Genomic DNA, 25,075 nt, shown 5'->3' on the forward strand with positions numbered 1-25,075 from the left:
GATCCGATGAGCATCAAAGACGAGATCACCGCCGACATGAAGGAGGCGATGAAAGCGCGCGATCAGCTCCGGCTCGACACGCTACGCAGCATCGTCTCGGCGTTCAACTACCGCCGCATCGAAGCCGGCGCCGACCTGTCGGAGGCCGATCAGCTGGCGGTCGTCCAGAAATTGGTCAAGCAGCGCACCGATTCGATCGACCAGTACGCAAAAGCCGGGCGCACCGAGCTCGTCGAGAAGGAGACGCGCGAGCGCGAGATCCTGGTGAAATACCTCCCGGCGCAGAAGTCTGCCGATGAGATCCGCGGCATCGTGCGCGCCGCGCTCGCTGGCCTCCCGGCCGACGGCCGCAACCAGGGCGCCGTCATGAAGCTGGTGATGCCGCAGCTCAAGGGGGTCGCCGATGGAAACGTCGTGCGTCAAGTCGTCGGCGAGGAGCTCGGATCGGCGTAACTCCGCCGCCCGGGCGGCGGTACGCATCACTGTGATCGTTCGCCGTCTCGCCGTGCTGATGTGCCTGGTCGCCGGGAGCGTCGCGGCGTGGCTCCCGGCGCGCGCCGCCTCCGACGGCGATATCGTGGTCGTCCCGATTCAGGGAACGATCGACGAAGGGATGGCGCATCTGGTCCAGCGGGCCGTCGCCGACGCAAGCGCCTCGCACGCGCGCGCGATCCTGCTCGACGTCAACACCTTCGGCGGATTGGTCTCGGCGGGGACGGAGATCAAGGACGCGCTCGTCAACAGCCCGGTCCCGGTCGACGCGTACGTCGTGCGGGCGTGGTCGGCCGGCGCGCTCGTCACGCTCTCGGCGTCGCGGATCGTCATGGCCCCCGGCTCGTCGATCGGCGCCGCCGAACCGATCCCGAAGACCGACAAGACCGTCTCCGCGCTGCGCTCGGAGTTCGAATCGACGGCGCGCACCCACCACCGCGATGACCGCCTGGCGGCGGCGATGGTTGACGCGCACGTCGACACCCCGGCCGCCTACAAGAAGACCTCGGGCGCGGTGCTCACGCTGACCGCCGATCAGGCGCGCGAAGCCGGGATCGCCGAGGGGACCGTAGCAACGTTCGATGCGGCGCTCGAGCGGTTCGGGCTGGGCGGCACGCATCGCGTCGACGCGCAGTACACTGCCGCCGAGCAAATCGCGCGGTTCGCGACCAATCCGGAGGTGAGCGGGATCCTGCTGGCGATCGGGTTCCTCGGTCTGCTGATCGAACTGCAGACGCTGCACCTCGTCGCCGGCGCGATCGGCGCGGGATCGCTCGCGCTGTTCTTCGGGACGCACATCTACGCCGGCTTTTCGAACGGCTTGGTGATCGCGCTGGCGCTGGTCGGCCTGCTGCTCATCCTGTTCGAACTGCACGTGCTCCCCGGTCACGGGATCGCGGGATCGCTCGGCGCGGTGATGCTGCTGGGAGCGGTGCTCCTCGCGTTCGGCCTGCCGTTCTTCTTCGTTGCACTGCAGGCGGTGGCGGTCGCGATCGTGCTCAGCGCGGTGTCGTTCGTCGTGCTCCAGCGGGTGCTGCCGGAGAACGCGTTCGTGAAGCGGCTGATGTTCGCGGGGACGCAAGGCGCCGACTACGTCGCCAGCGAGGATCATCGCGCGCTGCTGGGACGCGCCGGCGTCGCAGCTTCGTTTCTCCGTCCGGCCGGTGTCGCCACGTTCGGCGATCTGCGGGTCGACGTCCTCACGGAAGGGGATTTCGTTCCGGCGGGGACACCCGTGCGGGTGACCCGCGTCGAAGGAGCGCGCATTTTCGTGCGCCCCGAGACATCCGCATAGAGAGGGATCGGTTCAGGCTATGGGCGCGTTCATTCTGATCGTTGTCACGGTCGCGATCGCGATCGGCATCGTGCTCTTTCTCTACTATTTTCCGCTGGGTCTGTGGATCCGCACGATCGCCGCGGGCGTGCCGCTCTCGATCGGTGCGCTGATCCGGATGCGGATCATCGGCGTCCCGGCCGGGCTGATCGTCGAGAACCTCGTGCGCGCCCGCAAAGCCGGGCTCTCGCTGACCGTCGATCAGCTGCAGTCGCACGTCCTCGCCGGCGGCAACATTCAGAAGTGCACGCTGGCGATGATCGCCGCCCAGCGCGCGCAGATTCCGCTGGAGTGGCAGCGGGCCGCGGCGATCGACCTGGCCGGACGCGACGTCGAAGAAGCGCTGAAGACCTCGGTCAATCCGAAGGTCATCGAGACGCCGCTCTTTCAGGGCGTCGCGCAGAACGGGATCCAGCTCAACGTCAAAGCGCGGATCACCGTCCGCTCCAACCTCGACCGTTACGTCGGCGGAGCCGGTGAGCCCACGATCGTCGCGCGGGTCGGCGAAGGCGTCGTGAGCGCGGTCGGCGCCGCGGCCGATCACAAAGAAGTCCTCGAGTATCCCGACCGCATCTCGAAAGCCGTGCTCTCGAAAGGCCTTGACGCCGGCACCGCGTTCGAGATCGTCTCGATCGACATCGCCGACGTCGACGTCGGGAAGAACATCGGCGCGGAACTCCAAACCTCGCAGGCCGAAGCCGATCGTCGCATCGCGCAGGCAAAGGCCGCCGAACGCCAATACGCCGCGATGGCGGCGGAGCAAGAGCAGAAGGCCGAGACGCAGGCGGCGCGCGCGCGCGTCGTCGAGGCCGAGGCGCAGATCCCGCAGGCGATCGCCGAAGCGTTCCGCGCCGGCCACCTGGGCGTGATGGACTACTACCGGCTCAACAACGTGAAGGCCGACACCGAGATGCGCGGCGCGATCGGGACGAACGTCGGCGGCGACGCGTCGCCGCAGACGCCGCCGCAAACGGGGCCGCAACTCACCTGATGCACGGGACCGGCTGGATCGTCCCCGTTCTGCTCGCGTTCTTCGCGCTCGCGCAGGTCCTCTCGGCCGCGCGCAAAGCCAAGAACCGCGCTGCCGCCGCGGCCGCCGAGCCCGACGCTGCGCCGACCCCGACGCTTCCGGCGTCGGTGCTGCGCGCGCTGTACGCCGGCGCGCCGAACGCCGGCGCCGCGGCGAACGCTCCCGCGGCGGCGCCGTCCGCGCCGGCACAGGCGATCGCCGCGACCCTGACGCGCCCGCAGGTCCGGTTTGAGCCGCGCCGCGCGCCGGCGCCGCCGCGCCCGGCGCCTCCGCCGCAAGGCGCCGCCGTCCCCCCGCTCCTCGCCGCATTCGCGGACCCGGCCCACGCCCGCAACGCCGTCGTCCTCGCCGAGATCCTCGCGCCGCCGGTCGCCCTGCGGTGACAACTTCGGTCGCGGCGGATGCGTTCTAGAGAGCGTAGATGCCGTCGATCACCAGCGAGGCGACCTTCGACCTCGGCGGGCTTACCGATCCCCTCAAGTTCTGCGGACACCGCGACCAAAATCTCAACGCACTCGAAGCGCTCATCCCGGTGGTGCTGCGGCTCGACGGCGACCGCGTCCACGTCAGCGGCGATCGCTCCGCCGTCCAGCACGCGCAAGACGTCCTTGGTTCGATGCTCAGCGCGGCGCGCCGCGGAACGCAGGTGACGCCCGACGACGTCGCGCTCGCCGTGCGCGGCGCGCACGCCGGCACCAACGACGGCGGGAACGGCATCCCGCAGACCCTCGCAACGTCGGCGCGTGGGCGCGAGATCCGTCCGAAGACGGCCGGCCAGCGAGCGCTCGTCGCTGCGGTTGACGCGAACACGCTGACCTTCGCGATCGGTTCCGCCGGGACGGGGAAGACGTTTCTGGCGATCGTGATGGCCGTGCGCGCGCTCAAGCGGCGCGAGATCGCGCGCATCGTCCTCTCGCGCCCGGCCGTCGAGGCCGGTGAGAAGCTCGGCTTTCTGCCGGGCGATCTGCGCGAGAAAGTCGATCCCTATCTGCGCCCGCTCTACGACGCGCTCGCCGAGATGCTCGAAGACGGAACGACGCAGAAGTATCTCGAGCGCGGAACGATCGAAGTGGCGCCGCTCGCATACATGCGCGGGCGCACGCTCTCCGATGCGTTCGTGATTCTCGACGAAGCGCAGAATACGTCGCCCGAGCAGTTGAAGATGTTCTTGACCCGGCTGGGAGCGAACTCCAAAATGATCGTCACCGGCGACGACACGCAGATCGATCTCCCGCGCGGTCAGCGCAGCGGCCTGCTCGATGCGGAGCGGCTCTTCACGGGGGTCGACGACATCGCGCTGGTGCGGCTCGACGAGGCCGACGTCGTCCGCCATCCGCTCGTCGGGCGCATCGTCGCGGCCTACGACCGCGCGTCTGTCGAACGCGCCGCGGCCGCGGCCGCCGTTCGTGATCTATCTCGATAACCGCACCCGCGGCGCAGGCCTCGACACCCGCGCGCTGACGCGCGACCTCGAGCACCTGCTGGCGGCGATCGGCGAACGCGGCACCAGCGTCTCGCTGACCTTCGTGCGCGATCCGGCGATGCGCGCGCTCAACGCCGAGCATCGCGGGAAAGACGCGCCGACCGACGTGCTGAGTTTTCCGATGTATCCGCCCGAATCGTTCGACCGCTCCGGCGTCACGCGTCCCGCTGTGAAGCGTGCGCACGGTGCGGAGCGGATGCTCGGCGACATCGTGATCAGCGTCGACACCGCGCGCCGGCAAGCCGCCGAGTACGACGCGCCGCTCGCACGTGAGATGCAGCGCTTGCTGATCCACGCCGTGCTGCACCTCGCCGGGCACGATCATCTCGATGCCGGCGAACGCGCCGTGATGGAAACGGAGGAACGCCGCCTCGCCGATGTAATCGGCATGCCATGGCCCTACCTCGAGGCTGCCGCGCCGTAATGCGGCGGCTCGGCGTTCCGTTCGCGGCGATCGTCCTGCTCGCCGCGTCCCCTGCGCCGCAGGCCGGCCCGGAGGCGCACGCGCACTGGGCGGTCGCGACGGACGACGCGAAAGCGCAGGATCTGTTCGACCGCGGTTTGGCGATGCTGTACGCCTTCGACGCCGGCGAGGCGCGGGTGGCATTTGCGGCCGCCGCGCAGCGCGATCCGGATCTCGCGATGGCGTATTGGGGCCAGGCCGAGGCCGACACGATCGATATCAACGAGCCGTCGACGCGCGAAGGCGAGGTGCGCGGCCGGCATGCGGTCGCGGAAGGCCGCGCGCACCTCGCGCACGCCAGCCCCGAGGTGCGCGCGCTGCTCGAGGCGATCGCGAAACGCTACGGCAAAGGTTCGCTCAAAGAGCGGTATGCGAGCTACGCCGACGCGATGAGCGCGTACAGCAAAGCGCATCGCGACGATCCCAACGTCCTCACCGTGAGCGCGTTCGCGATCTGGAACGCGGAAGACGTGCTGCTCGACCGTCGCGGCGCCGCGACGCCGAAGGCGGGCGAGATGCTCGACGATCTCGATCGCGCGCTGGTGCTGGAGCCGGCGAATCTCGGCGCGCACCATCTGCGCATCCATCTGCTCGAGATGCTGCGCCGCGCCAAGGATGCGGTGCCCGACGCGGAAGCGCTCGACTCCTACAGCTATCCGCCCGGGGAGTCGCATCTGCCGCACATGGCCGGACACATCTGGGCGCGCGTCGGCGAATACGACCGGCTGATCGACGACAACGAGCGCGCCGTCGAGAACGATCGTGCCTGGTTCGCGCTGGGGAACGGCCCCGGCCAGCAGTACATGAAGCTCTACCACGATCACGACCTCGATTTCGTCGCCTACGGTCTCACGACGGAGGGACGCAACGACGAAGCCCGAGCGGCCGTCGCGACGGAGGATGCGCGGATGCAGATGCGGGTGGCGTTGCGGCTGCACGAGTACGCCCGCGTGCGTGGGATCGAACCGGGAAAGGGCGGCGACGTCGCCTTCATGCACGCGATCGCGGCGGCGCGCAGCGGCGACGCGGAAGGCGCGAAAACCGAAGCGGCGCGCGCCCGCAAAGAGGGCTACGCCGACGACGTCTTTCTCACCGGCGTGCTCGCGCAAGCGCAAGGACAGACGGAGACCGCGCTCCGCGACCTCGAACGCGCGTACGACGACAACAAGACGCGGTTGGGCGGCGATCCCAAGACCTCGTGGGAACTGCCGATCGGCGAGAACTACGCCGTTGCACTGCTGTCGGCCGGCAAGGCCGCGCCGGCGGAGTCGGTCTTCGCGGCGGAACTGATGCGGTATCCCAACGATCCTCGGCTGGAGTGGGGACTCGCGGAGGCGCGCAAGGCGCAAGGGAAGGACGATGCGGCGGCCCGGGCGGCGTACCGCGCGCATTGGAAAGGAACGCGCGACCTCACCCTTGCCGACCTCGGATAACCGCGCTCGCCGCGGCCACGGTCTTGCGGCCGCCTTCGGCTACGCGTTCGACGGCTTCGCGGCCGCGTGGCAGACGCAACCGAACCTGCGCATTCACGCCGTCGTCGCCGCCGTCGTGGTCGCCGCCGGGATCGTTGCGCGCCTCCCGCTGTGGGCGTGGACGGCGATCGCGTTCGCGATCGCGCTGGTGGTCACGACCGAGCTCGTGAATACTGCGATCGAGTCGCTGGTCGACCTGGCGTCGCCCGGAGAGCACCCCCTGGCTCGCCGTGCCAAGGACGTCTCGGCGGCCGCCGTCCTGATCAGCGTCCTCGGGGCGGTCGCCGTCGGTCTGCTGATCGCCGCGTGGGCGGCGGCGCGCGCCGGGGGCGCGTCCCCCGGTATGATATAATCGGGTCCGCTTGAGTACCGACCCTCTACCGGCCAGTAGCGGCCCGGCGTCGCGATGACGTCGCACTGGCCCGAGATCGCCGCCCTCGTCTTCCTCGTGGGCGCCGCCGCGTTTTTCGCCGCCTCCGAAGCCGCTGTCGTCTCGATGAACCGGATCCGCGCCCGGGCGCTGGGGGAGAAGTCGCCGCGTGACGGCCGCCGGCTCGAAAAGCTGGTCGAGAACCGCAACCGCACCCTGACGTCGGTGCTCATCGGGAGCACCTTCGTGCTGCTGGCGGCCGACTCGCTGGCGACCTCGCTGTTCATCCGCCTCGACGTCCCGCATCCGGCGGTCTGGGCGACGGCGGTGATGACGGTCGTGCTGCTGATCTTCGGTGAGATTCTGCCGAAGACGATCGCGGTGAGCGCCGGCGACCGTACGGCCCTGCGGCTGGCGTCGTTCCTGGACGTCGTGACGACCGTGCTCTCGCCGCTGACGCGGGCGTTTCTGTTCATCACCGACGGTCTGGTGCGGATCTTCGGCGGCAAGCCGCACGCCGGACCCTACGTGACGGAAGAAGACATCAAGTCGATCGTCAACGTCGGCGTCGAACAGAACGTGCTCGAGGCGGAAGAGCGCGAGCTGATCCACTCGATCATCGAGTTTGGCGACACGATCGTGCGCGAGGTGATGACGCCGCGCACCGACATGGTGACCGTCGCGGTGACGTCGTCTCCGCGCCGCGCGCTCGATCTGGTGATCGCCGAAGGCTACTCGAAATTGCCCGTCTACGACGAGACGGTCGACAACGTGATCGGCGTCGTGCACGATCGCGAACTGCTGATCGCGCTCGCGAACGGGACGATCGCCAACGTCACGCTGCGGTCGCTGATGCGTCCGGTCGTCGCGGTCCCCGAGAACAAACGGATCTCCGATCTGCTGCGCGACATGCAGCGCGGGAAATACTCGCTGGCGATCGTGATCGACGAATACGGCGGGACCGCCGGGCTGGTCACGATGGAAGATCTGCTCGAAGAGATCGTCGGCGAGATCCGCGACGAGCACGACGAAGGCGAAGAAGAGCCGATCCGCACGATCGCGCCGGGCGAAACGGTCATCGAAGCCGGCACCAACATCGAGGACGTCAACGCGGCGCTGCACCTCACGCTTCCGCACGAAGAGTTCGAGACGATCGGCGGATATACGGTGGGTCTGTTCGGTCGGCTGCCGCGCGAAGGCGAGGAAGTCGACGCGGGCAGCGGCGTGCGCCTGCGCGTCGACCGCACGCGCGGCCGCCGCATCCTCAGCGTTCGCGTCCTCACCGACGCCGCCCAGACCGAACCGCAAGAAGTCGCTGCCGCGCGTCAAAGCGCGAGCTGACGGAATGGACTCGTCGCGGGAACTGCTCGACGCGGCGATCGCGGCGCGCGCGGGCGCGTACGCGCCGTACTCGCACTTCACCGTCGGCGCCGCGCTCCTCGACGACGACGGGCGCGTGTGGACCGGCGCGAACATCGAGAACGCGTCCTACGGTCTCTCGATGTGCGCGGAGCGCACCGCGATCTTTCATGCCGTCGCGTCGGGTGCGCATCGTTTTCGCGCGGTCGCCGTCACCGGCCCCGACGGCACGACGACGCTCCCGTGCGGCGCATGCCGCCAGGTGCTCTGGGAGTTCGGGCCCGCGATGCGGGTGATCTACGACGACGGCGGACGTCTCGTCGAGACGCCGCTGGCGGAGCTCCTCCCCAGCGCCTTCGGCCCCGAACAGCTTGCCGGCGCGCAGGCGCGCGAACGTCCCCGGTGAGCGAACGCAGTTCGGTCACCGACGCGATCGTGCTGCGCGGGCGGCCGCTCGGTGAAGCGGACCGGGTCTACACGTTTCTCACCCGCGAACGCGGGAAAGTGGACGCGGTGGCCAAAGGCGTGCGCCGTGCGCGCAGTTCCGTCGCCGGTCGACTCGAGCCCCTCGCCGAGGTCCGGGTCGCCTTGCACAAAGGACGCTCTCTCGACGTGGTGACCGAGGTGCGCACGATCCGCTCGTACTGGAGCGGTTTGGTGCGGCCTGATGCGCTCGCTACCGCCTCGCTGTTCGCAGAGACGGTCGACCTGTTCTGCGAGCCCGACCTCGCGCTGCCGGAGATCTACGCGCTGCTCGCCGGCGCGGTCGCCGCCGTCGCCGCGAGCGCGACCCCGGCCGATCTGGTGCCTCGCTTTCAACTGCGGCTGCTCGGCGCGCTCGGCCTCGCGCCCGCCGACGATGCATGCGTGCACTGCGGCGGTTCGCTCGACGAGCACGGCGCATGGCTCGATCTCGAAGCCGGAGGCCTGGGCTGCGAGCGCTGCTACGGCGCGCGCGGCGACGCGCACGCGCTCGACGCGGCCGACGTCGCGAACTTTCGCGCGCTCGGGGCCGAGCGCGGCGCAGGCGCGGCGCTGCACGCGACGATGCAGACGGCGCGTGCCGCCGACGATCTCATCACCTGGCATCTGGGACGGCGCCCGAAGGCGCGCGCCCTGGTCCACGAACTGAGCTGATGAGCGGCGGCACCGAACACCCCGTGCTCGCCCTGGACGTCGGCGAGCGCCGCATCGGCGTGGCCGTCGGCGAGGGCGGTTTCGCATTTCCGCACTCGACGCTGGAGCGGACGAATGTGCGCGACGATGTCGCGGCGATCGTGGCGATCGCGCGCGAACGCAGCGCGGGGACGATCGTCGTCGGCGACCCGCTCACGCTGACCGGAACGCGCGCGCTCGCGAGCGAGAAGATCGACGCATTCGTCGCACACTTGGCGCGCGCGTACGACGGCACGATCGAGCGTATCGACGAGCGGCTCACGACGGCGGCGGCGCAGAAAGTGCTGATCGGCGCCGACGTCTCGCGCGCGAAGCGCAAGAAGGTCGTCGATCAGCTCGCCGCGGTGGGAATCTTGGAGACATGGCTAGCCCGCAGGCGTCGGTAAGGCGCGCCGGCCGCGCGCTCGTCGGCGTCGGCGTCGCGATCGTGCTGGGCGTCGGCGTGATCGTCGGTGCCGCGTCGCTGTGGTTTCGGGATGCGGTCTACGGCGATCGCGCGCTCCCCGCGCAGCAGACGGACGTCGTGATCGCCAAGGGCGCATCGTTCTCCGACGTCGTCGACACGCTGCGGCACAGCCGCGTCCTCGCGCATCCGCTGGCGTTCCGCATGCTCGCGCGCCTGCGGCACGTCGACGCCGACGTGAAGGCGGGCGAGTACCGCTTCCCCGCGCATCAGACGACCGACGACGTGCTGCAGCGCTTGGTGCGCGGCGAGCAGTTCGCGGTGTGGGTAACGATCCCCGAAGGCTATACGGCGAAAGAGATCGCCGCCGCCCTCGCCGCGCGCGGGCTCGCCGATGCCTCGGCGTACGACGCCGCGTTTCTCAAACGCGGGATCGAGATGGGCGGCGTCCGCACGCAGTCGTTGGAAGGCTATCTCTTCCCGAGCACCTATCTCGTCCCGACCGACGACGATCCGCAAGCGACCGCGCGTATCCTCGTCGATCAATTCCGGCGCGAACTGCCGCCCGACGCGCAAGCGCGCGCGGCAGCACTGCACCGCTCGATCCCCGAGATCGTGACGATCGCCTCGCTCGTGGAGCGCGAAGGGAAGGTCGACGAGGAGCGGCCGCTCATCGCCTCGGTGATCTACAACCGCCTGCGCCTGGGGATGCCGCTGGAGATCGACGCCTCGATCGAGTACACGTTCGCGGAACATCACGACGTCATCACGAAGCGCGATCTCGAGAGCGACTCGCCCTACAACACCTATCGTCACACCGGCCTCCCGCCCACACCGATCGCGAATCCTGGGAAACCGAGCCTCGACGCGGCGTTCCGGCCCGCCAAGTCCGACTATCTTTATTACGTCGCCCGCGGCGACGGCCGCCACGCGTTCGCCAAGACGCTCGCCGAACACAACGCGAACGTCGAACGCTACCTCAAGTAAGGAGCATTGTCATCGATACGAACGGCACCGCGGATTCGCGCGAATCCGGCGGGGAGAAACACCCCCTCGATCTCAAGGACGTTCTCGAACTGCACATGGAGGACGGGACGCAGCACGCCTTCGAGGTGGTCGGGCTCGTCGAGGACGACGAGAACAACGCATACGCCGTCTGCTACAACGACAAGGCCGACGAGTTTGTCGTGACCGATCAGTTCGGCGAGCTGCTCGACGACGACGACCTCGCGCAAGAGATCCTCGACGACTTCTTCGTGCTCGCCGAAGAATCGTCGCCGCCGGAGGAACCGGCGTAGGCCCGGTCCTCTTTCTCTCCGCACGGGTCGGCGAAGGGCATCGCGCCGCTGCCGACGCCGTGCGCGAACGCCTCGCGGTTCGCGGGATCCGGGGCGACGTGCACGACAGCTATCGCTACGCGGCGTCGCTGTTCTCGAAAGTCGTCAGCGACGGCTATATCGGGATGGTGCGCACGATCCCGCAGCTGTACGGCGTGATCTACGACCGCGCGGAGCGCGCAAGCGTCGCCGGCGGTTTTCGCCGTTGGGCGGCCGAGTTCACCGCCCGCAACCTCCGCCCGCTCATCGAGCAGATGCAGCCGAGCGCGGTGGTATGCACGCACGCGTTTCCTTGCGGCGTGATGTCGGCGTACAAACGGCTCTTCGACGCGCCGCTGCCGGTGCTCGGCATCGTGACCGATTTCGTCGTGCACCCGTTCTGGATCTACCGGAACATCGACGCATACGCGGTCGCGACGCCCGAGATTCGTGCCGCGATGATCGCGCGCGGCATCGATGACGCGCGCATCGGGGTCGACGGCATTCCGGTCGACACGCGTTTCGGTCTGCTGCCGGACGACCGCGGCGCGCTGCGCGCGGAGCTCGGGATCCCTCGCGAGGGCGCGATGGCGCTGGTGATGGGCGGAGGGCTCGGCCTCGGACCGCTGGGGAAGACGATGCGCGCGCTCGCGCGCGCCGAATCGGCGCCGACGCAGGTCGTGATCGTCGGCAGAAATCGCCGCCTCGAGGCGCGTTTGCAAGAAGAAGCGCAGCGCGAAGGGGGCGGCGCGCGCGTGCTGGGTTTTGTGCGCAACGTGTTCGACTGGATGCACGCCGCCGACGTGCTCGTCACCAAGCCCGGCGGGCTCAGCACGTCGGAGGCGCTCGCGGCGCGCGTCCCGCTCGTCCTGCTCCCGCCGCTGCCCGGCCAGGAGCAGCGCAACGCGCGCTACCTCACCGCGCGCGGCGCGGCATTGCTCGCGCGCGTCCCCGGCGATCTCCCCGAACTCGTCGAGACCGCGATCGGCGCAGGTCCGCGCGCGCAGCGCTTGCGAACGGCCGCCGCGACGCTCGCGCACCCCGACGCCGCGGAGCGGATCGCCGCGCGCGTCGCCCGGCTGGCCGTGCCGGTCAGCGCGTGAGCGCGGCCTGAAGCGTCGGCGCGAGCGCGAACCAGCGGTCGAGCTTCGCGATCGCGAAGATGCGATGCGGATTGGTCCCTGCCGGCACGACCCAGACGATGCGGGCGTCGCGCGCGGTGAACTCCTTCGTGGTCCGGACGAACTCCGAGAGCGCCATCGAGTCGATGTAGGTCGCGGTGCTCAAGTCGACGACGGCAGCCGTTGCGCCGGCAATCGAGGCAAGCCGGTCGCGCAGTTCGGCGCGCCGGGTGAGGTCGTATTCACCGTCGAGCGTCAACACGGCCGGTTCCTGGTCCGGCACTCCGTGCATCATCGTCGCGGTCTACGACACCGAACGCCGGGACTCCGCGAACCGTCGCCGTGGAGGGTGAACGCGCGCTCCTGCTAAACTTGAGGCGGTCTGGAGAGATGGCCGAGCGGCTGAAGGCGGCGGTTTGCTAAACCGTTATACGAGTAACATCGTATCGAGGGTTCGAATCCCTCTCTCTCCGAGTCCGCACCGCACCGCTCGCGGCGGACGCAGGGCAGGGAAACGAATCGCGGTGCCGTATCTCCCGAGGTCGCCCCGCACGGCGCGACAAATGCGGTCGTAGCTCAATTGGATAGAGCAACAGGCTACGAACTTGTAGGTTGGGGGTTCGAGTCCCTCCGACCGCGTTTTCCCCCGTCACGCTGAGATTGTCGAAGCGCAGCCGCCCGCCGTCGCGGGCGCGGAAACCCCTCGCGCTGTGCGGAAGCCGCGCCCATGGTCTTCGATCACATTGACCTGCGCGTGCGCGACGTCCGCCGAGTCAAGACGTTCTACGACGCGTTCCTGCGCGCGTTCGGCTTCCGCGGCCGGCCGCAACCCGACGGCACGCTGCTCCGGCTCGAAAGCCGCGCGGTTCGCGAGGCGATCGCGGTGATCCCCGACGGCGATCACCGCCCCAACAACACCCGTCTGGCCTTCGGCGCGGCGACGCGCGACGACGTCGACCGGATCGCCGCGATCGCCGCCGCCGGCGGCGCGCTCGCGTTCGAAGCGCCGGCGCTCTGCGACGAGATCGCCGAGAATTACTGCGCCGCGTTTTTCGAGGATCCCGACGGCAACCGGTTGGAAGTGGTCTGCCGCTGAGCCGCCGCGGCGCTCAGAGTTTGCGCGGGATCATCACCATCTCGCCGTCGGGAAAATTGAAGACGAAGTTGAACGCCTTCATGAAGTCGAGCCCGACCAGGATCTCGTTGCGATATTCGGAGTCGGAGTCGCACGCCGGTACCGGACGGTAATTGATCGGGCCCATCGTGAGCGACTGCAGACGGCCGCAGTGCTCGATCTCCATGCCGCCGACGCCGCCGCCATAGCGGGTCGATCCGAACTTGCTCGGATCGACGAAGAATAGCACGTGCTCGCGGCTGACGAGGTCCTTCGAGACCAGCACGTTGAGCGGGTTGCCCGAGTCGAGCGTGGCGATCACGTCGTACTTGTCGTTGAGTTTCATAGGTACCCGGATGTGTCCGTCGGAGAGATCCATGCGCACCGCGAAGCCCTTGCTGCGATCGGGTTCGACCTTCGCCGGATCGAACACGTGCAGCGTGGCGGCATCGAAATCGAGGTTGACGATCGCCCCGGCGAGCAGGTCGTAGCCGATCAGGCCGACGACGCCCTCGGCGGCCATCCATTCTTCCTGGCAGCCGCTGTAGCCGATGATATCGTGCACGGTCGCGCCGCCGACGGCGATCGTGTCGAAATGGAAGACGTTGGCGGCAGCGTCGCCGCCGATCCCGCTGATCTGCGCCTGCGTCAGCCGCTTCGCACCGACGCGCCGCGCGAACGAGTCGGTGACGACCGTCGGCGCCGCGCCGGTATCGAGGATGAAGCGGCCTTTGACGCCGTTGATTCTCGCGTCGATCAAGATGCGCGGGAACGTGTCGCGGGTGAGCTCGATCGACGCCGGCGCGTCGCCGAACGTCCAGCTTGCGGTCTGCTTGGGCGGACGCAGTTCGTCGGGCGCGATCGTCGCGTTCGGTTCCACGGACGTGTACGCAAAGACCGTCGGAGACGTGCCGTAGCGCCAGCCCGAGATGAAACGCTTGCCGCCGGCCTCCGTGTAACGGATCGCGGAGATCGTCTCTTCATATTTGCCGCCGGGATCGATCACGACGCGCAGGTACGCGCCGCTCGTCGGATCGACGAAGACCTGCATCGGAAAGCCGACGTCGGACGTCAGCTTCAGCACCGCCGTCTGCACGCCGTCGACGCTCTCGCGCCGCAGGAACTCCGGCTTCATCGTCGCGGTGAGTTCGCCGAAGACGGCGTCGGCATCGTAGAGGTAGCGCGCGACCTCGCCGACGGGCCGCACGGTGAAGCCGTTCGTGTTCGAAGTCCAAAATACGTTGCCCGTGAACCCTTGGGCGTCGGTGAAGCCGCGTGTGTCGGCGGTCGTGAGGCGGTGCGCGATGCCGTAGCGGAGCATCGTCAGCGCGGCGCGCTGTTTGCCGTTGCGCGTGATCGCGCCCGTCTCGCGGAGCGTCTTGACGACGCCGTCGCCGACGTGCCAGCCGACGTAGGATTGATGCTGCGCCAGCAGAGCGTCGGCTTCGTCCGCGGCAGCGCCGGCAGACGGAAACATCAGCGGCGCGAGAAGCGCCGCGGTGACGAACACCCGGTAGTCCATGCGGCCGATTTGCCGCCGGGCGGCCGCTCGTCCTGCCCGCGGGCCGTGCCGGACGCCGCCGCCGCGCCACCACGGAGGGGTTCCTCCGGTTCTGAATAATCGACGTGCGTTCGTCATGCCGCTCACGTGGCGGCTCGGTAGCTCAGCGGTAGAGCGGGGGACTCATAAGCCCTAGGTCGTAGGTTCAAATCCTACCCGAGTCACTGTGCCAGCGCCCGCCGCGGGTTTCTCCCGGCGGGCGTTTGCGCGCCCCGGCACGAAACCGGCGGAAACGTACGCGGGTTTACGTAACGAGCCAGGACCCGGCATACAAACCGGCCCGTCCTGGTGTTTTCCGAGGTATGACCATGTCGACGATCCCCTGCGATTTCTGCCCCCACCCGGTCGACCGGGCGCAGATGGAAGAGATCGAAATCAGCCACTACGTGCCGGACAGCTCAGGGGACGATCTGGCCTACGCGCGGACCTATTTCTTCGGCCACCCCGACTGCGTCCGCAAATTCTACCGCGGCCTGGTCGAGCACAAACTCGATCTCTTCAAGCACATCCCGACCACCGGCCCCACACCGCCGACGACCACGGAAGGCCGCTGACCGCGAACCGCCAACCCCGTTTCCCGGCTCCCATCTTCGCCGATAGCCGACCCATCGTCGGAAGGCTGACCCGAGTCGTACGGGGGTCATGCCGACGGGTTCGGCAAGCGAAGAGAGCCGAACCCTGCTCCCGTGGCGCAACTGGATAGCGCGTCGCCCTCCGAAGGCGAAGGTTGCCCGTTCGAACCGGGCCGGGAGCGCGTTCATCCCTCTACCGCCGCCGCGGGCGGCGACGCGGCGTACATGCGGCGCGCGATCGCGCTGGCCGCCGATGCGATGGCCGCCGGCGACGTCCCGATCGGCGCGGTGCTGTTCGTCGACGGACGCGTCTTCGAAGCGCGCAACGAGCGCGAGAGCCGGCCTGATCCCACCGCGCACGCCGAGATGCTCGTCCTCCGCGCTGCGGCGCAGGCGCTCGGACGCTGGCGCATCGGCGGCTCTCTCTACGTGACGAAAGAACCGTGTCCGATGTGCGCGGGCGCGCTCGCCGGCGCGCGCGTCGAGCGTCTCGTGTACGGCTGCCGCGACGTCAAGGGAGGTGCGGCGGGCTCGGTCATCGATATACTCGCGTCGGCCGCCGTGAACCACCGCGTCGACGTGATCGACGGAGTGCTCGCGGACGAAACGGCAGCGCAGCTTCGGGAGTTCTTCGCGAAGAAGCGCCGGTGACCACGGAGAGGTGGTCGAGTGGTTGAAGGCACCCGCCTCGAAAGCGGGCGTACGTTCATAGCGTACCGAGAGTTCGAATCTCTCCCTCTCCGCCATCGAACGACGAGCACGACGAGCGATCGCCGTGCTCGTTGCTTTTCAGCCACCGGCGAGCTTGGGATCGTTCGGTGTCGCCGGGAAAGCGAATCCGGAGTTGGTCGCCTCGACGTTCGCGGTGACGCGGCCGATCCGCAACGGCCCGAAGAACGTGTGGCTGTACGTCATGTGGCTGACGAGCCAGTGGTTTTCGACGACGGCGTAATCGACGGCCATTGTCGTCGTCGGACCGGTGTAGGTCACGCGGGTCGGCAGGTTCGACGCCGTGTCGACGTAGACGTCGTGGATGTAGAAGTCCGACGTGTTGCCGGTGGTGAGCGTCGGGAGAGGATCCATCACGATGTGCGCGATCCGGTCGTTCGAGTCCGCTGCGTATTCGGCGTGATAGTAGCGCAGGTACGTGACGACGACGTCGGGCTTCGACTCCGACGACGCCGTAGTGGTGAACGTCAGCGGCCGATCGACCTGCACGTAACTCAGGGCGTCGCGACGGCTGCCGTTGTACGAGATATGAAAGTACGAGAGTGCATCGAAGGTCGGGATGACCGGGAAGCTGTGCGCGTACTGGCGCTGACCGCGCGGCAGATCTTGCAGGACGGCGTAGTCGTCTTTGGTGCGGGTCTCGACCGCGCGCGAGATCGAGCGGTGCTGGCGCAGCGAGGGAACATCGACGACCACGTCGGTTTTGTAGGCGAGGTAGGGCGGCGCTTGCGCGTACGCTGCAGCCGCGGCGTTCGCAGCCTGACGAAAGGCGACGTCGGCGGCGATCATGCGCGCTCGCAGGGGAGGGCCGGAGAAGCGTGCGAAAGCGGCGTCATCGTGTCGGACTCTTCGCGTTCAACGTATACCGCTACCGCTCCGTTCCTCACCCTCGCCGGCGCGCGCGCCGTTGTCGACGCGGCGCTCGCCGAATCCGAGCGGATCGGCGTCCCGCAGAACGTCGCGGTCGTCGACGCCGGCGGAAACCTGCTCGCGTTCGCGCGCGGGGACGGGGCGCGCATCGCCTCGATCTCGATCGCGATCACGAAGGCCGTCTCCGCGGCCACGCGCAAGCGCGCAACCGCCGACGAAGGCGGCGGCGATCCGATCGCCACGATTCGCAGCGCGCTGGCCGCCGACCGCGTGACGGGGATCGGCGGCGGGATCCCGCTGGTGGTCGACGGTTACGTCGTCGGCGGGGTGGGCGCCTCAAGCGGCGCGATCGATGAGGATACGCAGGTCGCGCTCGCCGGAGCCGCCGCGCTCGGCTGACGGCCGCCGGCGGCATTTCGTCCTACGGGCGATACGTGCCGAACGACCACCAGTAGTCTTCGCAGTCGTACGCCGCGTATTCGCGCGAGCCGTAGTTGTCGCGCGGTTCGATCGCGATGCGCGCGCCGGCGGCGCGGGCGCGCGCGCAGTGCGCATCGGGATCGGCGACGTAGACGTAGATCGATCCGGTGATCCCGCCGAGGGCGCGCGGCGTGCGTGCCGGGTAGTCGCCGCCCTCGCGCGCGCTGCCGAGCATCAGCACGGCCCCGTTGAGGGTGAGCTGGGCATGGGCGACCCCGCCGTCGGGGGTGTCATAAACGAGCTGCGTTTCGAAGCCGAAGGCCTCGCACAGCCAGCGGATCGCGGCGCGGGCGTCGGCGTAGCGCTGCGCCGGATACAGGACCTGTGTCGTGGAGATGACCGGTTGGCTCATGGGACGATCCTACATCGCCGCCGCCGGCTCGTCTTGGAAAATCTGCTCCGCGATGCTGGCGCTGTGTGGAAAGTGCCGGGCACGGCGGAACTGCTGCGGCGTCATCCCGGCGTGCACGCGGAACTCCGCGTTGAGATGCGGCTGATCGTAGTAGCCGGCGCGCAGTGCGATCTCGCCGAGCGATGCCGGCGAGTGCTGCACCAGCTCGAGCGCGTTGCGAAACCGGACGAGCCTCGCGAAGCGCTTCGGCGCGACGCCGACCTGATCGCGGAACGCGGCGGTAAATCGCGAGCGCGAGCGGTCGCTCAGCGCGTCCAGATCCGCGATCGCGTCGGCCCCACCGCCCTCGACGATCGCCCGCAGGGCGCGCACGACCGGCGCCGCCGGGTCGCTCCCGCGTTCGAGCCGCGACGCGACCCAGGCGATCGCCGCGCGGACGCAGGCGCCGTCGTCCCGGGCGCCGGCGCAGCGTTCGCCGAGCTCCGCCGCCGCCCGCCCGATGACGTCGTGCAGGTCGAGATCGCGCTCCGTGAGGGCGTGCAGCGACGTGCGCAGCAGCCGGAACGCGCCGGTGGGGACGAGCTGGATCCCCAGCACCCGCACCGCCCGCTCCGGCGCGAGGATCGCGGTCGTCCCGGTACGCAGTCCGCTGATGCTCAGCGGCGGATACGGATCGCACGGGCCCGGGCCGGCGGGGCGATAGCGCGCGTCGCGGTCCCCGTCGAGCTGCGCGACGATCTGCACGCTGCCGTCGGGGAAAACGCGTTCTCCTGGGAGCGCCGTGCGGCCCGAGAAGAGCCAAATGCGCTCGAGCACGTCGGCAAGCGGATCGGCGGCGTGCGGCGTGAAGTGCGTGACGGTCCAGACACCGAGCGCGGACTCGGTCCGCGTGGTCGCGATCATCGTGGGCGCCGTCTTCCCGGCAGGTCGCCGCGACGCCCGCCGTGCAATCGAAGCCTTTCATGGCGGGCATCGGGATCAAATCATTCGAGGAGTTTCGCATCGGGGACACCGCGACGTTTTCCAAGACGATCACCGATGCCGAGATCACGCTCTTCGCGGCGGTCAGCGGCGACCACTATCCGCTCCACGTCGACGAAGAGTACGCGAAGACGACGCGCTTCGGGCGCCGCGCGGCGCACGGGATGCTCAGCGCGAGCCTGCTCTCGACGGTGCAGGGGATGATCCTCCAGCGCCCCGGCGGCATCTATGTCGAGCAGACGCTGCACTTTCGCCGGCCGGTCTTCGTCGGCGACACGCTGACGGCGACCAGCGAGGTGACCGAACTGCTCCCCGAACAGCGCCGTTTTCGCTGCAAGACGACGGTGGTGAACCAGCGCGGCGAGGTCGTCGTCGACGGGCAGGCGCTGCTGCAGAAGGACGAGCGCTGAACCGATGACGATGATCTCGCTGAGCGATCCGGCGTGGGAGAACTACACCGACTGCTACGGCTCTGGTCTGCGCGTCGCCGAGTGCCTGCGCGCGCTTGCCGCCGATCCGTTCCAAACCGGCGAGGCCGGCGACGGGAGCGTGTGGTCGCAGTTGTGGTCGCGGCTCGCGCACGACGGAGATGTGTATCTCGCCGCGTACGCCGCGGTGCCGCACTTGGTGCAGATCGGCGCGGGGATCGTCGCCGACGAACATGCGGCGATCCCGCTCGACTACCTTCACTTGCCGGCGTGGGTCGAGATCGTGCGCCTCACCACCGACGAAGCCCCGGAACTGCCCGACGAGCTCGCGGCGGCGTATCACGATGCGATCGGCGCGCTCGACGATCTCGCGATCGGCTACGCGCTGCGCAGTTCCGACATCGACGTCGCGCGCGTCGCGTCGGCCGCCCTGCTCGTCGCACGCGGCGACGCGGCGCGCGCCGAGGTCGTGCTCGATTGGGACGACGACGACATCGCGCAGGCGCAGCAGTACCTCGTGGACGGGCCCGCATTCGGGATGAATTGAGCGACCTGTACGACGATCCGGCGCTGGCGGCGTCGTACGCGCGCACGACGGCGGCGAACGTCTACAACGCGTGCTACGAGCGGCCCGCGCTCCGCGCCGCGGCGGGTGACGTCGCCGGCCGCGATCTGCTCGACGCGGGCTGTGCGGCGGGAGAGCACGCGGAATGGTTCGCGGCGCATGGTGCGCGCGTCGTCGCCGTCGATGCGAGCGCGGCGATGGTTGCGCTGGCGCGCGAACGGCTCGGCGTGCGGGCGCGCGTCGAGCGCGCGGATCTCGCCGCGCCGTTGCCGTTCGACGATGCGTCGTTCGATCTGGTCGTGTCTTCGCTGACGATGCATTATCTGCCGGAGTGGCTGCCTGCGCTGCGTGAGTTCGCACGCGTTTTGCGCCCCGGCGGGTGGTTCGTGATGTCGACGCATCATCCGTTTATCACGATCGGTCAGGTGCCGGAGTACTTCGGCGTCCATCGCGTCGAGGAAGCGTGGACCAGCTTCGCGCCCGAGCCGGTGCGCGTGCGGTTCTATCATCGCCCGTTCGAGCGGATCCTCGGCGATCTGCAGGCGGCCGGGTTCGCGATCCGCGCGGTGCGGGAGCCGCAGCCGGTTCCCGAAGCCGCCGAGCGCGATCCCGCCGCGGCGGAGCGCCTGCGGCGCGAGCCCGTCTTTCTGATCGTCGACGCGCAGCGCGCGTAATCGATGTGTCCCGCTGAGCTTGTCGAAGCGCCGCCGGATCCGAGCACGAAGTTCTTCCCGCCGTGAGCGATGCGGGCTGCGCTTCGACAAGCTCAGCGTGACGGGCGTTGCACTCGCGTGACGCGCGATCAGTCGAAGAGCGTCGGTGCCTCAGCCTGCTCGACGAACGGTTCGATGCAGCGCGCGTCCTCGAAGGCGTGATGGTTCATCGCCGGCGTGACCGAATAGCCGCGCATTGCGGCGGGATCGAACGGGGCGATCGCCGCGAGCGCGTCCCCGACGTCGCCGTGCAGCCACGCGTCGAGCGCGTCGCCGGCGAGGATCGCCGGCATCCGGTCGTGGATGCTGGCCAGCAGCGCGTTCGGCTCGCAGGTGACGATCGTGCAGGTTTCCAGCCGCGTGTCGTTGCGTTTCCAGCGCTCGTAGAGCCCGGCGAACGCGAACGGCGCGCCGTCGGCGAGGATGAAGCGAAGGGGACGGCGGTTTCCTTTGCTGCCCGTCCACTCGTAGAAGCCGTCGGCGAAGATCGCACAGCGGCGTGACTCCAACGCGCCGCGGAATGCCGGTTTCTCGGCCAGCGTTTCGACCCGAGCGTTGATCAGCCGCTGGCCGATTGACGGATCGTCGGCCCAAGCCGGAACGAGCCCCCAGCGCAGCGTCGTCAGCTCGCCGTCGGCGCGCGCAGCGAGAACGTCCTGTGTCGGCGCGATGTTGTAGCGGCGCGGGTACGGGGTCCGCGAGCGGACGCCCGGATACCGCTCGGAGAGCCGGCCGGGATCGCTCAGCGAGAAGCGGGCGCACATGGTGACCGTGTTCGCGCGCGGGAGGCCGGTGCCCCGCGTCAGACTACGCGTGCGGCCGGAGGGCACCGTAGGCGGCATGACGATGACGCGCGTCGTGGTTGCGGAAGACGATCTCGCGATTCGCGAACTGCTGGTCCATCAGCTCGAACGCGAAGGATTCCGCTGCGAACAGGCGCACGACGGTCCCGCTGCGCTGCGCGCGGCGCGCGCGGGCGCGGACGTGCTGGTGCTCGACGTGGGTCTGCCCGTCGTCGACGGTTTCGAGATCGTGCGTACGCTGCGCCGCGAAGGCCGTGCGTTGCCGATCCTCGTGCTCACCGCGCGCACCGACGAGGTCGACCGCGTCGTCGGGCTGGAGATCGGCGCCGATGACTACGTCACCAAACCGTTCTCGCCGCGCGAACTCGTCGCGCGCGTCAAGGCGCTCGGACGGCGGATCGGCGCGGTCCCGAAGCAGGCGTTCGCGCTGCTCACCTTCGACCGGCTCGAGATCGACGAAGCGGCACGCGAGGCGCGCGTCGACGGTGCCGGCATCGGGTTGAAGCCGCGCGAGTTCGCCCTGCTGCTGGAACTCGCCACGCACGCCGGTGTCGCGATGTCGCGGGCGACCCTGCTCGAGCGGGTGTGGGGCTTCGACTTCGAGGGCGACGAGCGCACGGTCGACGTGCACGTCCGGCGTCTGCGGGCAAAGCTCGAGGAGGACGCACGGCTGCCCCGTCTCCTGCGGACGGTACACGGTTTCGGCTACAAGTTTGCGCGCTGAGAAAACGCGTCCGGCGCCGTCCGACGCGCTCGCCCGACGGATCGCCGCCGCGCCGTCGGCGGTCCCATTGCTGGCGCTGCGTCTCCCCGCACTCGAACGCGTCGCGTGGCGCCGCGGCCGCCGCGCGGCGCGCGCGCTCGAGCGGCGTGCCGTCGCGGCGTTTTCGCGTGCGGCACGCGAGGTGCTGCGCGCCGGCGATCTGCTGGCGCACGACGACGGCAGCGACGTGTTCCTCGCGGCGCTGGTCGCACCGACGCGCGACGGGGGCGCCGCCGCGCCGGTCGATGCGCGCTCCGCGCTTGCGCGCATCGCCGCTGCGCTGGAATCGGAGACGCGCCTCGACGTCCTGACCGGTTGGAGCGTCGCCGATCCGGCGCGCGCAGCGGGGTCGCTCGACGACGTCGTCGACGAAGCGATGCTTCGCGGCGCGCGCGAGCGCGAACGGTATGCGTTCTTCTCAGCGCTCGGCCACGAGCTGCGCACGCCCCTTTCGTCGATCCGCGGCTATCTCGAAACGCTGCTCGACGAACGGGACGTCGACGCCGAGACGCGGCAGCGCTTCGTCCGCACGGCGTATGACGAGTCGCTGCGCATGACCCGGCTGCTGGAGGGAATGTTCGAGATCTCGCTCCTCGATCTGCGCGCCGGACCGGCGGAGCGCGCGTGCGCGTCGCTGCGGCAGGCATTGACGACCGCGCGCGAGGCCTGCGCGGCGAACGCCGCCGTGAGCGAGGTGTCGATCCACCTCGCCGCAGCTCCGGCCGTCGACGTGGCGATCGACGGGGATCGGCTCACGCTCGTCCTCATCAACCTCATCGACAACGCGGTGAAGCATGGGCGCCGCGGCGGGCGCGTGGTCGTGGGCGTTGACCTCGACGAGCCGCGCTTCGTCCGCGTCAACGTCGACGATGACGGGGCCGGGATCGCCGCGCTCGACCGGGAGCGGGTCTTCGCGCTCGGCGAACGCGCGACAACGGCGCCGAACGGAACCGGGCTCGGACTCGCCATCGTGCGGCTGATCCTGGAGCGCTCCGGGGGGCGCGTCGAGCTGACGCACTCGCCCCTCGGAGGTGCGCGATTCATCGTGTCCGTCGCTCGCGCCTAACAAAGTGGGTCTTCCGGTTTTGTAGTGGGCGGGCGAGAGGAAATCGGTCGGCCGTCGTAATGCTACGCCATGCGAGACACCGAATTCATCCGCGGGTTGCTGCGCGTCGAAGATCCTTGGGACGTGACCGAATCAAAGCTCGATCTCGAGCGAAATCGGGTCGATGTTCGGCTTGAATGGCAAGGCGCGGGTCGCTGTCCAAAATGCGATCGGGAGTGCCCCAAGCACGATCATCGCGAGCGCGTCTGGCGTGACCTCGATCTGGCCGGCGACCAACTTTTCTTGCACGCCTCCGTACCCCGGATCGATTGTCCCGAGCACGGCGTCACGACCGTTGCGATTCCCTGGTCAAGCGGTCGTACCGAGTTTACGTCGCGCTTCGAGCGTTTGGCGATCGCCCTCCTACTCGAGATGTCCGTCGCGGCGGTCGCGCGTCGCTTGGGCATCAGCTGGGAGCAAGTCGATTCCATTATGCTCCGGGCGGTCGAGCGCGGTAAGCAGCGGCGACTGCCACGTCTTGTGCGGCATCTCGGCATCGACGAGAAGGCCGTCAAAAAGCGGCATCGGTACTTCACGATCGTGTCCGACTTGGACCGCGGCGAGGTCCTGTGGGTCGGTCGCGGTCGCAAGCGCGAATCGATTGACGCTTTCTACGACGGCCTTTCGCACGAACAACTTCATGCCATTGAGGGCATCGCGATGGATATGTGGCAGCCGTACTTCGAGTCGACCGTAGCACACGTGCCCGATGCGGCACGGAAGATCGTCTTCGATAAGTACCACATCACGGCATATCTCACCAAAGCCGTCGATCTCACTCGTCGAGCGATGATGCGTGACAAGACGCTCGACCGAACGGCATTGAAAGGGACTAAGTATTCCTGGTTGCGCTCGTTTGCGAATCTCGACCGCGACGAACGACGTGATCTGAGCGCCTTGCGGAGCCAGTACAAACGCCTTGGCCGCGCGTGGTCGATGAAGGAGCACTTTACGGAGTTCTGGCGATATCGGCGTGAGTCCGCAGCGCGTCGTTTCTTTGCCGATTGGTACCGGTGGGCGACGCACTCTCAATTGCCCGAAATGATCAGCGTCGCGCGCACGCTCAAACGTCACTTTGCGAACATCATCACGTACATTCGCAAGCCGATCACCAATGCGGCAGCCGAGAGCCTCAACAGCAAGATCCAAATGATCAAATTCCGCGCGCGCGGCTATCGCAATGAGGGCCGATTTGCAGCGGCGATTCTATTCCACTGTGGTGGGCTCGACCTCTTGCCCGCCCACCCGAAGTCCTGAACAAAGTATCTTCTGCGTCGACAGACCGGAGCGGCTCAAGCGGTTTTTTGGGGTTTGATAGGCTTGATACTTGCGGCGATCTTCGCTAGCTCGCCGTGTTTCGCATCATAGAGGTCGACGGACAACTGGAGCCGGAGCCAGGTTTCCGCATCCATACCAAGAGCGCGCTCGAAGCGGAGAGCAGTATCGATCGTCAGCGCGCGCTTACCATGGATGATCTCCGAAAGGCGCGCCGCCGTAATGCCGATATGCGCAGAGAACGCGGACTGCGTGATCCCGAGCGGAACCAGGAATTCCTCGACGAGGATTTCCCCAGGAAGGGTCGGCCGACGATTCGACGGCGTCCTGAGCGATTTCTGATGCATAGAATATGAGTATCCGTTTTCTCAGCCTGCTTGTCGTTCACTCAGTGGTAGTCGGTGATTTCCACGTCAAGCGCTCCCTGAGTGTCGTGCCAAGTAAAGCACACGCGATATTGGTCGTTGATGCGGATCGAATATTGGCCTGCCGGTCGGAGGTCAGTTTTTCAAGCCTATTTCCCGGCGGTGCCCGAAGAGACGAGAGCGACGTCGCGCTATTCAGCAAGTCAAGTTTGCGGACCGCTGTGCGATGCGCCGCTACCGAAAGCACTTTCCGAGCTGCCTTGGGTTTACGACCGTTGTAGATATCCTCCGTTCCTTCGTCCAAGAAGGTTATGTTTTGTTATTATTATCACTAAGCGATAATATCGTCAAGCGATAACCGGCGCGCAAGCGTTCCCTCCG

Annotated in this window: 32 protein-coding genes, 5 tRNA genes and 1 pseudogene; 30 read left to right on the forward strand and 8 right to left on the reverse strand. The window is 68.4% G+C overall.

Going from position 1 to position 25,075, the window contains the following annotated elements; all coding sequences use genetic code 11:
• The first annotated feature begins 6 nt into the window (after positions 1-6).
• The 15 genes from WPS_RS08105 (at position 7) to WPS_RS08175 (ending at position 12,000) form a co-directional block, all read left to right on the forward strand.
• On the forward strand, positions 7-453 hold the full coding sequence (locus tag WPS_RS08105) for a GatB/YqeY domain-containing protein (protein WP_317997316.1): 447 nt from the start codon (positions 7-9) through the stop codon (positions 451-453).
• A gap of 31 nt (positions 454-484) precedes the next feature.
• Positions 485-1,786 (forward strand): NfeD family protein, encoded by a 1,302-nt coding sequence (locus WPS_RS08110; protein ID WP_317997317.1) that lies wholly within the window; start codon positions 485-487, stop codon positions 1,784-1,786.
• 19 nt (positions 1,787-1,805) lie between these two features.
• Complete coding sequence (floA, locus tag WPS_RS08115; RefSeq protein ID WP_317997318.1) at positions 1,806-2,816, forward strand: flotillin-like protein FloA; 1,011 nt, start codon at positions 1,806-1,808, stop codon at positions 2,814-2,816.
• Positions 2,816-3,238, forward strand: a complete 423-nt coding sequence (locus tag WPS_RS08120) for a hypothetical protein (protein WP_317997319.1) — start codon at positions 2,816-2,818, stop codon at positions 3,236-3,238. Before floA ends, WPS_RS08120 begins: the two co-directional genes overlap by 1 nt.
• Before the next feature lie 38 nt (positions 3,239-3,276).
• A complete protein-coding gene (locus WPS_RS08125) occupies positions 3,277-4,278 on the forward strand; it encodes a PhoH family protein (RefSeq protein WP_317997320.1) in 1,002 nt (333 codons plus the stop codon).
• A complete protein-coding gene (gene ybeY / locus WPS_RS08130) occupies positions 4,262-4,762 on the forward strand; it encodes an rRNA maturation RNase YbeY (RefSeq protein ID WP_317997321.1) in 501 nt (166 codons plus the stop codon). The genes WPS_RS08125 and ybeY overlap by 17 nt, the downstream gene beginning before the upstream one ends.
• Positions 4,732-6,234 carry a tetratricopeptide repeat protein gene (locus WPS_RS08135; protein WP_317997322.1) on the forward strand — a complete coding sequence of 501 codons (1,503 nt, stop codon included), beginning with the start codon at positions 4,732-4,734 and terminating at the stop codon, positions 6,232-6,234. The genes ybeY and WPS_RS08135 overlap by 31 nt, the downstream gene beginning before the upstream one ends.
• Positions 6,218-6,625, forward strand: a complete 408-nt coding sequence (locus tag WPS_RS08140) for a diacylglycerol kinase family protein (RefSeq protein WP_317997323.1) — start codon at positions 6,218-6,220, stop codon at positions 6,623-6,625. Before WPS_RS08135 ends, WPS_RS08140 begins: the two co-directional genes overlap by 17 nt.
• Before the next feature lie 54 nt (positions 6,626-6,679).
• The gene (locus WPS_RS08145) at positions 6,680-7,984 is read left to right on the forward strand and encodes a hemolysin family protein (RefSeq protein ID WP_317997324.1); all 1,305 of its coding nucleotides are present in this window, start codon (positions 6,680-6,682) and stop codon (positions 7,982-7,984) included.
• A gap of 4 nt (positions 7,985-7,988) precedes the next feature.
• The gene (locus tag WPS_RS08150; RefSeq protein ID WP_317997325.1) at positions 7,989-8,408 is read left to right on the forward strand and encodes a cytidine deaminase; all 420 of its coding nucleotides are present in this window, start codon (positions 7,989-7,991) and stop codon (positions 8,406-8,408) included.
• On the forward strand, positions 8,405-9,139 hold the full coding sequence (recO, locus tag WPS_RS08155) for a DNA repair protein RecO (RefSeq protein WP_317997326.1): 735 nt from the start codon (positions 8,405-8,407) through the stop codon (positions 9,137-9,139). The genes WPS_RS08150 and recO overlap by 4 nt, the downstream gene beginning before the upstream one ends.
• Complete coding sequence (ruvX, locus tag WPS_RS08160; RefSeq protein WP_317997327.1) at positions 9,139-9,564, forward strand: Holliday junction resolvase RuvX; 426 nt, start codon at positions 9,139-9,141, stop codon at positions 9,562-9,564. The genes recO and ruvX overlap by 1 nt, the downstream gene beginning before the upstream one ends.
• On the forward strand, positions 9,540-10,568 hold the full coding sequence (gene mltG, locus WPS_RS08165) for an endolytic transglycosylase MltG (protein WP_317997328.1): 1,029 nt from the start codon (positions 9,540-9,542) through the stop codon (positions 10,566-10,568). Before ruvX ends, mltG begins: the two co-directional genes overlap by 25 nt.
• A 95-nt stretch (positions 10,569-10,663) precedes the next feature.
• Entirely contained in the window at positions 10,664-10,879 is a 216-nt protein-coding gene (locus WPS_RS08170) for a hypothetical protein (RefSeq protein WP_317997329.1), read from the forward strand.
• Positions 10,852-12,000: an MGDG synthase family glycosyltransferase gene (locus WPS_RS08175; RefSeq protein WP_317997518.1), complete on the forward strand. Its 1,149-nt coding sequence runs from the start codon at positions 10,852-10,854 to the stop codon at positions 11,998-12,000. The genes WPS_RS08170 and WPS_RS08175 overlap by 28 nt, the downstream gene beginning before the upstream one ends.
• Here the strand turns inward: WPS_RS08175 and WPS_RS08180 are convergent.
• On the reverse strand, positions 11,990-12,313 hold the full coding sequence (locus WPS_RS08180; RefSeq protein ID WP_317997330.1) for an STAS domain-containing protein: 324 nt from the start codon (positions 12,311-12,313) through the stop codon (positions 11,990-11,992). The two genes, WPS_RS08175 and WPS_RS08180, sit on opposite strands and share 11 nt — an antisense overlap.
• An 89-nt stretch (positions 12,314-12,402) precedes the next feature.
• Here WPS_RS08180 and WPS_RS08185 point away from each other — a divergent pair.
• The 3 genes from WPS_RS08185 to WPS_RS08195 all read left to right on the forward strand — a co-directional run bounded on the left by WPS_RS08185 (position 12,403) and on the right by WPS_RS08195 (position 13,114).
• A tRNA-Ser gene (locus WPS_RS08185) sits at positions 12,403-12,491 on the forward strand.
• Positions 12,492-12,583: 92 nt separating this feature from the next.
• Positions 12,584-12,657: transfer RNA gene (locus tag WPS_RS08190), tRNA-Arg, on the forward strand.
• A gap of 88 nt (positions 12,658-12,745) precedes the next feature.
• Positions 12,746-13,114: a VOC family protein gene (locus tag WPS_RS08195; RefSeq protein ID WP_317997331.1), complete on the forward strand. Its 369-nt coding sequence runs from the start codon at positions 12,746-12,748 to the stop codon at positions 13,112-13,114.
• A gap of 13 nt (positions 13,115-13,127) precedes the next feature.
• On the opposite strand, the gene WPS_RS08200 is transcribed toward WPS_RS08195, so the two are convergent.
• Positions 13,128-14,654, reverse strand: coding sequence for an aspartyl protease family protein (locus tag WPS_RS08200; protein WP_317997332.1), 1,527 nt, complete (start codon positions 14,652-14,654; stop codon positions 13,128-13,130).
• 131 nt (positions 14,655-14,785) lie between these two features.
• Here WPS_RS08200 and WPS_RS08205 point away from each other — a divergent pair.
• From WPS_RS08205 to WPS_RS08225, 5 genes are all read left to right on the forward strand, one after another.
• A tRNA-Met gene (locus tag WPS_RS08205) sits at positions 14,786-14,857 on the forward strand.
• Between the two features lie 138 nt (positions 14,858-14,995).
• A complete protein-coding gene (locus tag WPS_RS08210) occupies positions 14,996-15,247 on the forward strand; it encodes a hypothetical protein (protein WP_317997333.1) in 252 nt (83 codons plus the stop codon).
• Between the two features lie 126 nt (positions 15,248-15,373).
• Positions 15,374-15,447, forward strand: a tRNA-Arg gene (locus WPS_RS08215).
• Between the two features lie 43 nt (positions 15,448-15,490).
• A complete protein-coding gene (locus WPS_RS08220) occupies positions 15,491-15,916 on the forward strand; it encodes a nucleoside deaminase (protein ID WP_317997334.1) in 426 nt (141 codons plus the stop codon).
• Between the two features lie 4 nt (positions 15,917-15,920).
• Positions 15,921-16,011: transfer RNA gene (locus WPS_RS08225), tRNA-Ser, on the forward strand.
• A gap of 43 nt (positions 16,012-16,054) precedes the next feature.
• Here WPS_RS08225 and WPS_RS08230 read toward each other — a convergent pair.
• Complete coding sequence (locus tag WPS_RS08230) at positions 16,055-16,783, reverse strand: hypothetical protein (RefSeq protein WP_317997335.1); 729 nt, start codon at positions 16,781-16,783, stop codon at positions 16,055-16,057.
• 48 nt (positions 16,784-16,831) lie between these two features.
• Between WPS_RS08230 and WPS_RS08235 the strand changes: the two genes are divergently transcribed.
• Positions 16,832-17,263 (forward strand): GlcG/HbpS family heme-binding protein, encoded by a 432-nt coding sequence (locus tag WPS_RS08235; RefSeq protein ID WP_317997336.1) that lies wholly within the window; start codon positions 16,832-16,834, stop codon positions 17,261-17,263.
• 22 nt (positions 17,264-17,285) lie between these two features.
• Here WPS_RS08235 and WPS_RS08240 read toward each other — a convergent pair whose 3' ends face one another.
• Complete coding sequence (locus tag WPS_RS08240) at positions 17,286-17,696, reverse strand: VOC family protein (protein ID WP_317997337.1); 411 nt, start codon at positions 17,694-17,696, stop codon at positions 17,286-17,288.
• Between the two features lie 9 nt (positions 17,697-17,705).
• A complete protein-coding gene (locus WPS_RS08245; RefSeq protein WP_317997338.1) occupies positions 17,706-18,599 on the reverse strand; it encodes a helix-turn-helix transcriptional regulator in 894 nt (297 codons plus the stop codon).
• 59 nt (positions 18,600-18,658) lie between these two features.
• Here WPS_RS08245 and WPS_RS08250 point away from each other — a divergent pair, with 59 nt between their 5' ends.
• The 3 genes from WPS_RS08250 to WPS_RS08260 are packed head-to-tail and all read left to right on the forward strand — an operon-like array spanning position 18,659 to position 20,344.
• A complete protein-coding gene (locus WPS_RS08250) occupies positions 18,659-19,087 on the forward strand; it encodes a MaoC family dehydratase (RefSeq protein WP_317997339.1) in 429 nt (142 codons plus the stop codon).
• 4 nt (positions 19,088-19,091) lie between these two features.
• On the forward strand, positions 19,092-19,652 hold the full coding sequence (locus WPS_RS08255) for a hypothetical protein (protein WP_317997340.1): 561 nt from the start codon (positions 19,092-19,094) through the stop codon (positions 19,650-19,652).
• Entirely contained in the window at positions 19,649-20,344 is a 696-nt protein-coding gene (locus WPS_RS08260) for a class I SAM-dependent methyltransferase (RefSeq protein ID WP_317997341.1), read from the forward strand. The genes WPS_RS08255 and WPS_RS08260 overlap by 4 nt, the downstream gene beginning before the upstream one ends.
• A 128-nt stretch (positions 20,345-20,472) precedes the next feature.
• Here the strand turns inward: WPS_RS08260 and WPS_RS08265 are convergent, their stop codons facing one another.
• Positions 20,473-21,147, reverse strand: a complete 675-nt coding sequence (locus tag WPS_RS08265) for an SOS response-associated peptidase (protein WP_317997342.1) — start codon at positions 21,145-21,147, stop codon at positions 20,473-20,475.
• Between WPS_RS08265 and WPS_RS08270 the strand changes: the two genes are divergently transcribed.
• The 3 genes from WPS_RS08270 to WPS_RS08280 all read left to right on the forward strand — a co-directional run bounded on the left by WPS_RS08270 (position 21,146) and on the right by WPS_RS08280 (position 24,311).
• Entirely contained in the window at positions 21,146-21,910 is a 765-nt protein-coding gene (locus WPS_RS08270) for a response regulator transcription factor (protein ID WP_317997343.1), read from the forward strand. The genes WPS_RS08265 and WPS_RS08270 overlap by 2 nt on opposite strands.
• Entirely contained in the window at positions 21,900-23,015 is a 1,116-nt protein-coding gene (locus WPS_RS08275; RefSeq protein ID WP_317997344.1) for a sensor histidine kinase, read from the forward strand. The genes WPS_RS08270 and WPS_RS08275 overlap by 11 nt, the downstream gene beginning before the upstream one ends.
• Before the next feature lie 69 nt (positions 23,016-23,084).
• Positions 23,085-24,311 carry an ISL3 family transposase gene (locus tag WPS_RS08280; RefSeq protein ID WP_317994728.1) on the forward strand — a complete coding sequence of 409 codons (1,227 nt, stop codon included), beginning with the start codon at positions 23,085-23,087 and terminating at the stop codon, positions 24,309-24,311.
• Between the two features lie 35 nt (positions 24,312-24,346).
• Here the strand turns inward: WPS_RS08280 and WPS_RS08285 are convergent, their stop codons facing one another.
• Entirely contained in the window at positions 24,347-24,676 is a 330-nt protein-coding gene (locus WPS_RS08285; protein ID WP_317997345.1) for a HigA family addiction module antitoxin, read from the reverse strand.
• Between the two features lie 41 nt (positions 24,677-24,717).
• Positions 24,718-24,977: pseudogene (locus WPS_RS18145) on the reverse strand (type II toxin-antitoxin system RelE/ParE family toxin).
• Between the last annotated feature and the right edge of the window lie 98 nt (positions 24,978-25,075).

This window comes from Vulcanimicrobium alpinum (assembly GCF_027923555.1).
Classification (GTDB): domain Bacteria; phylum Vulcanimicrobiota; class Vulcanimicrobiia; order Vulcanimicrobiales; family Vulcanimicrobiaceae; genus Vulcanimicrobium; species Vulcanimicrobium alpinum.

What these genes read in the sequence shown, in the direction of transcription:
- WPS_RS08105 (WP_317997316.1), top strand. Translation starts at nt 7, where the DNA reads ATGAGCATCAAAGACGAGATCACCGCCGACATGAAGGAGGCGATGAAA.
- floA (WP_317997318.1), top strand. Translation starts at nt 1,806, where the DNA reads ATGGGCGCGTTCATTCTGATCGTTGTCACGGTCGCGATCGCGATCGGC.
- WPS_RS08120 (WP_317997319.1), top strand. Translation starts at nt 2,816, where the DNA reads ATGCACGGGACCGGCTGGATCGTCCCCGTTCTGCTCGCGTTCTTCGCG.
- WPS_RS08125 (WP_317997320.1), top strand. Translation starts at nt 3,277, where the DNA reads ATGCCGTCGATCACCAGCGAGGCGACCTTCGACCTCGGCGGGCTTACC.
- WPS_RS08135 (WP_317997322.1), top strand. Translation starts at nt 4,732, where the DNA reads ATGGCCCTACCTCGAGGCTGCCGCGCCGTAATGCGGCGGCTCGGCGTT.
- WPS_RS08145 (WP_317997324.1), top strand. Translation starts at nt 6,680, where the DNA reads ATGACGTCGCACTGGCCCGAGATCGCCGCCCTCGTCTTCCTCGTGGGC.
- WPS_RS08150 (WP_317997325.1), top strand. Translation starts at nt 7,989, where the DNA reads ATGGACTCGTCGCGGGAACTGCTCGACGCGGCGATCGCGGCGCGCGCG.
- ruvX (WP_317997327.1), top strand. Translation starts at nt 9,139, where the DNA reads ATGAGCGGCGGCACCGAACACCCCGTGCTCGCCCTGGACGTCGGCGAG.
- mltG (WP_317997328.1), top strand. Translation starts at nt 9,540, where the DNA reads ATGGCTAGCCCGCAGGCGTCGGTAAGGCGCGCCGGCCGCGCGCTCGTC.
- WPS_RS08170 (WP_317997329.1), top strand. Translation starts at nt 10,664, where the DNA reads ATGGAGGACGGGACGCAGCACGCCTTCGAGGTGGTCGGGCTCGTCGAG.
- WPS_RS08180 (WP_317997330.1), bottom strand. Translation starts at nt 12,313, where the DNA reads ATGATGCACGGAGTGCCGGACCAGGAACCGGCCGTGTTGACGCTCGAC.
- WPS_RS08195 (WP_317997331.1), top strand. Translation starts at nt 12,746, where the DNA reads ATGGTCTTCGATCACATTGACCTGCGCGTGCGCGACGTCCGCCGAGTC.
- WPS_RS08200 (WP_317997332.1), bottom strand. Translation starts at nt 14,654, where the DNA reads ATGGACTACCGGGTGTTCGTCACCGCGGCGCTTCTCGCGCCGCTGATG.
- WPS_RS08210 (WP_317997333.1), top strand. Translation starts at nt 14,996, where the DNA reads ATGACCATGTCGACGATCCCCTGCGATTTCTGCCCCCACCCGGTCGAC.
- WPS_RS08220 (WP_317997334.1), top strand. Translation starts at nt 15,491, where the DNA reads ATGCGGCGCGCGATCGCGCTGGCCGCCGATGCGATGGCCGCCGGCGAC.
- WPS_RS08230 (WP_317997335.1), bottom strand. Translation starts at nt 16,783, where the DNA reads ATGATCGCCGCCGACGTCGCCTTTCGTCAGGCTGCGAACGCCGCGGCT.
- WPS_RS08240 (WP_317997337.1), bottom strand. Translation starts at nt 17,696, where the DNA reads ATGAGCCAACCGGTCATCTCCACGACACAGGTCCTGTATCCGGCGCAG.
- WPS_RS08245 (WP_317997338.1), bottom strand. Translation starts at nt 18,599, where the DNA reads ATGATCGCGACCACGCGGACCGAGTCCGCGCTCGGTGTCTGGACCGTC.
- WPS_RS08250 (WP_317997339.1), top strand. Translation starts at nt 18,659, where the DNA reads ATGGCGGGCATCGGGATCAAATCATTCGAGGAGTTTCGCATCGGGGAC.
- WPS_RS08255 (WP_317997340.1), top strand. Translation starts at nt 19,092, where the DNA reads ATGACGATGATCTCGCTGAGCGATCCGGCGTGGGAGAACTACACCGAC.
- WPS_RS08270 (WP_317997343.1), top strand. Translation starts at nt 21,146, where the DNA reads ATGGTGACCGTGTTCGCGCGCGGGAGGCCGGTGCCCCGCGTCAGACTA.
- WPS_RS08265 (WP_317997342.1), bottom strand. Translation starts at nt 21,147, where the DNA reads ATGTGCGCCCGCTTCTCGCTGAGCGATCCCGGCCGGCTCTCCGAGCGG.
- WPS_RS08280 (WP_317994728.1), top strand. Translation starts at nt 23,085, where the DNA reads ATGCGAGACACCGAATTCATCCGCGGGTTGCTGCGCGTCGAAGATCCT.
- WPS_RS08285 (WP_317997345.1), bottom strand. Translation starts at nt 24,676, where the DNA reads ATGCATCAGAAATCGCTCAGGACGCCGTCGAATCGTCGGCCGACCCTT.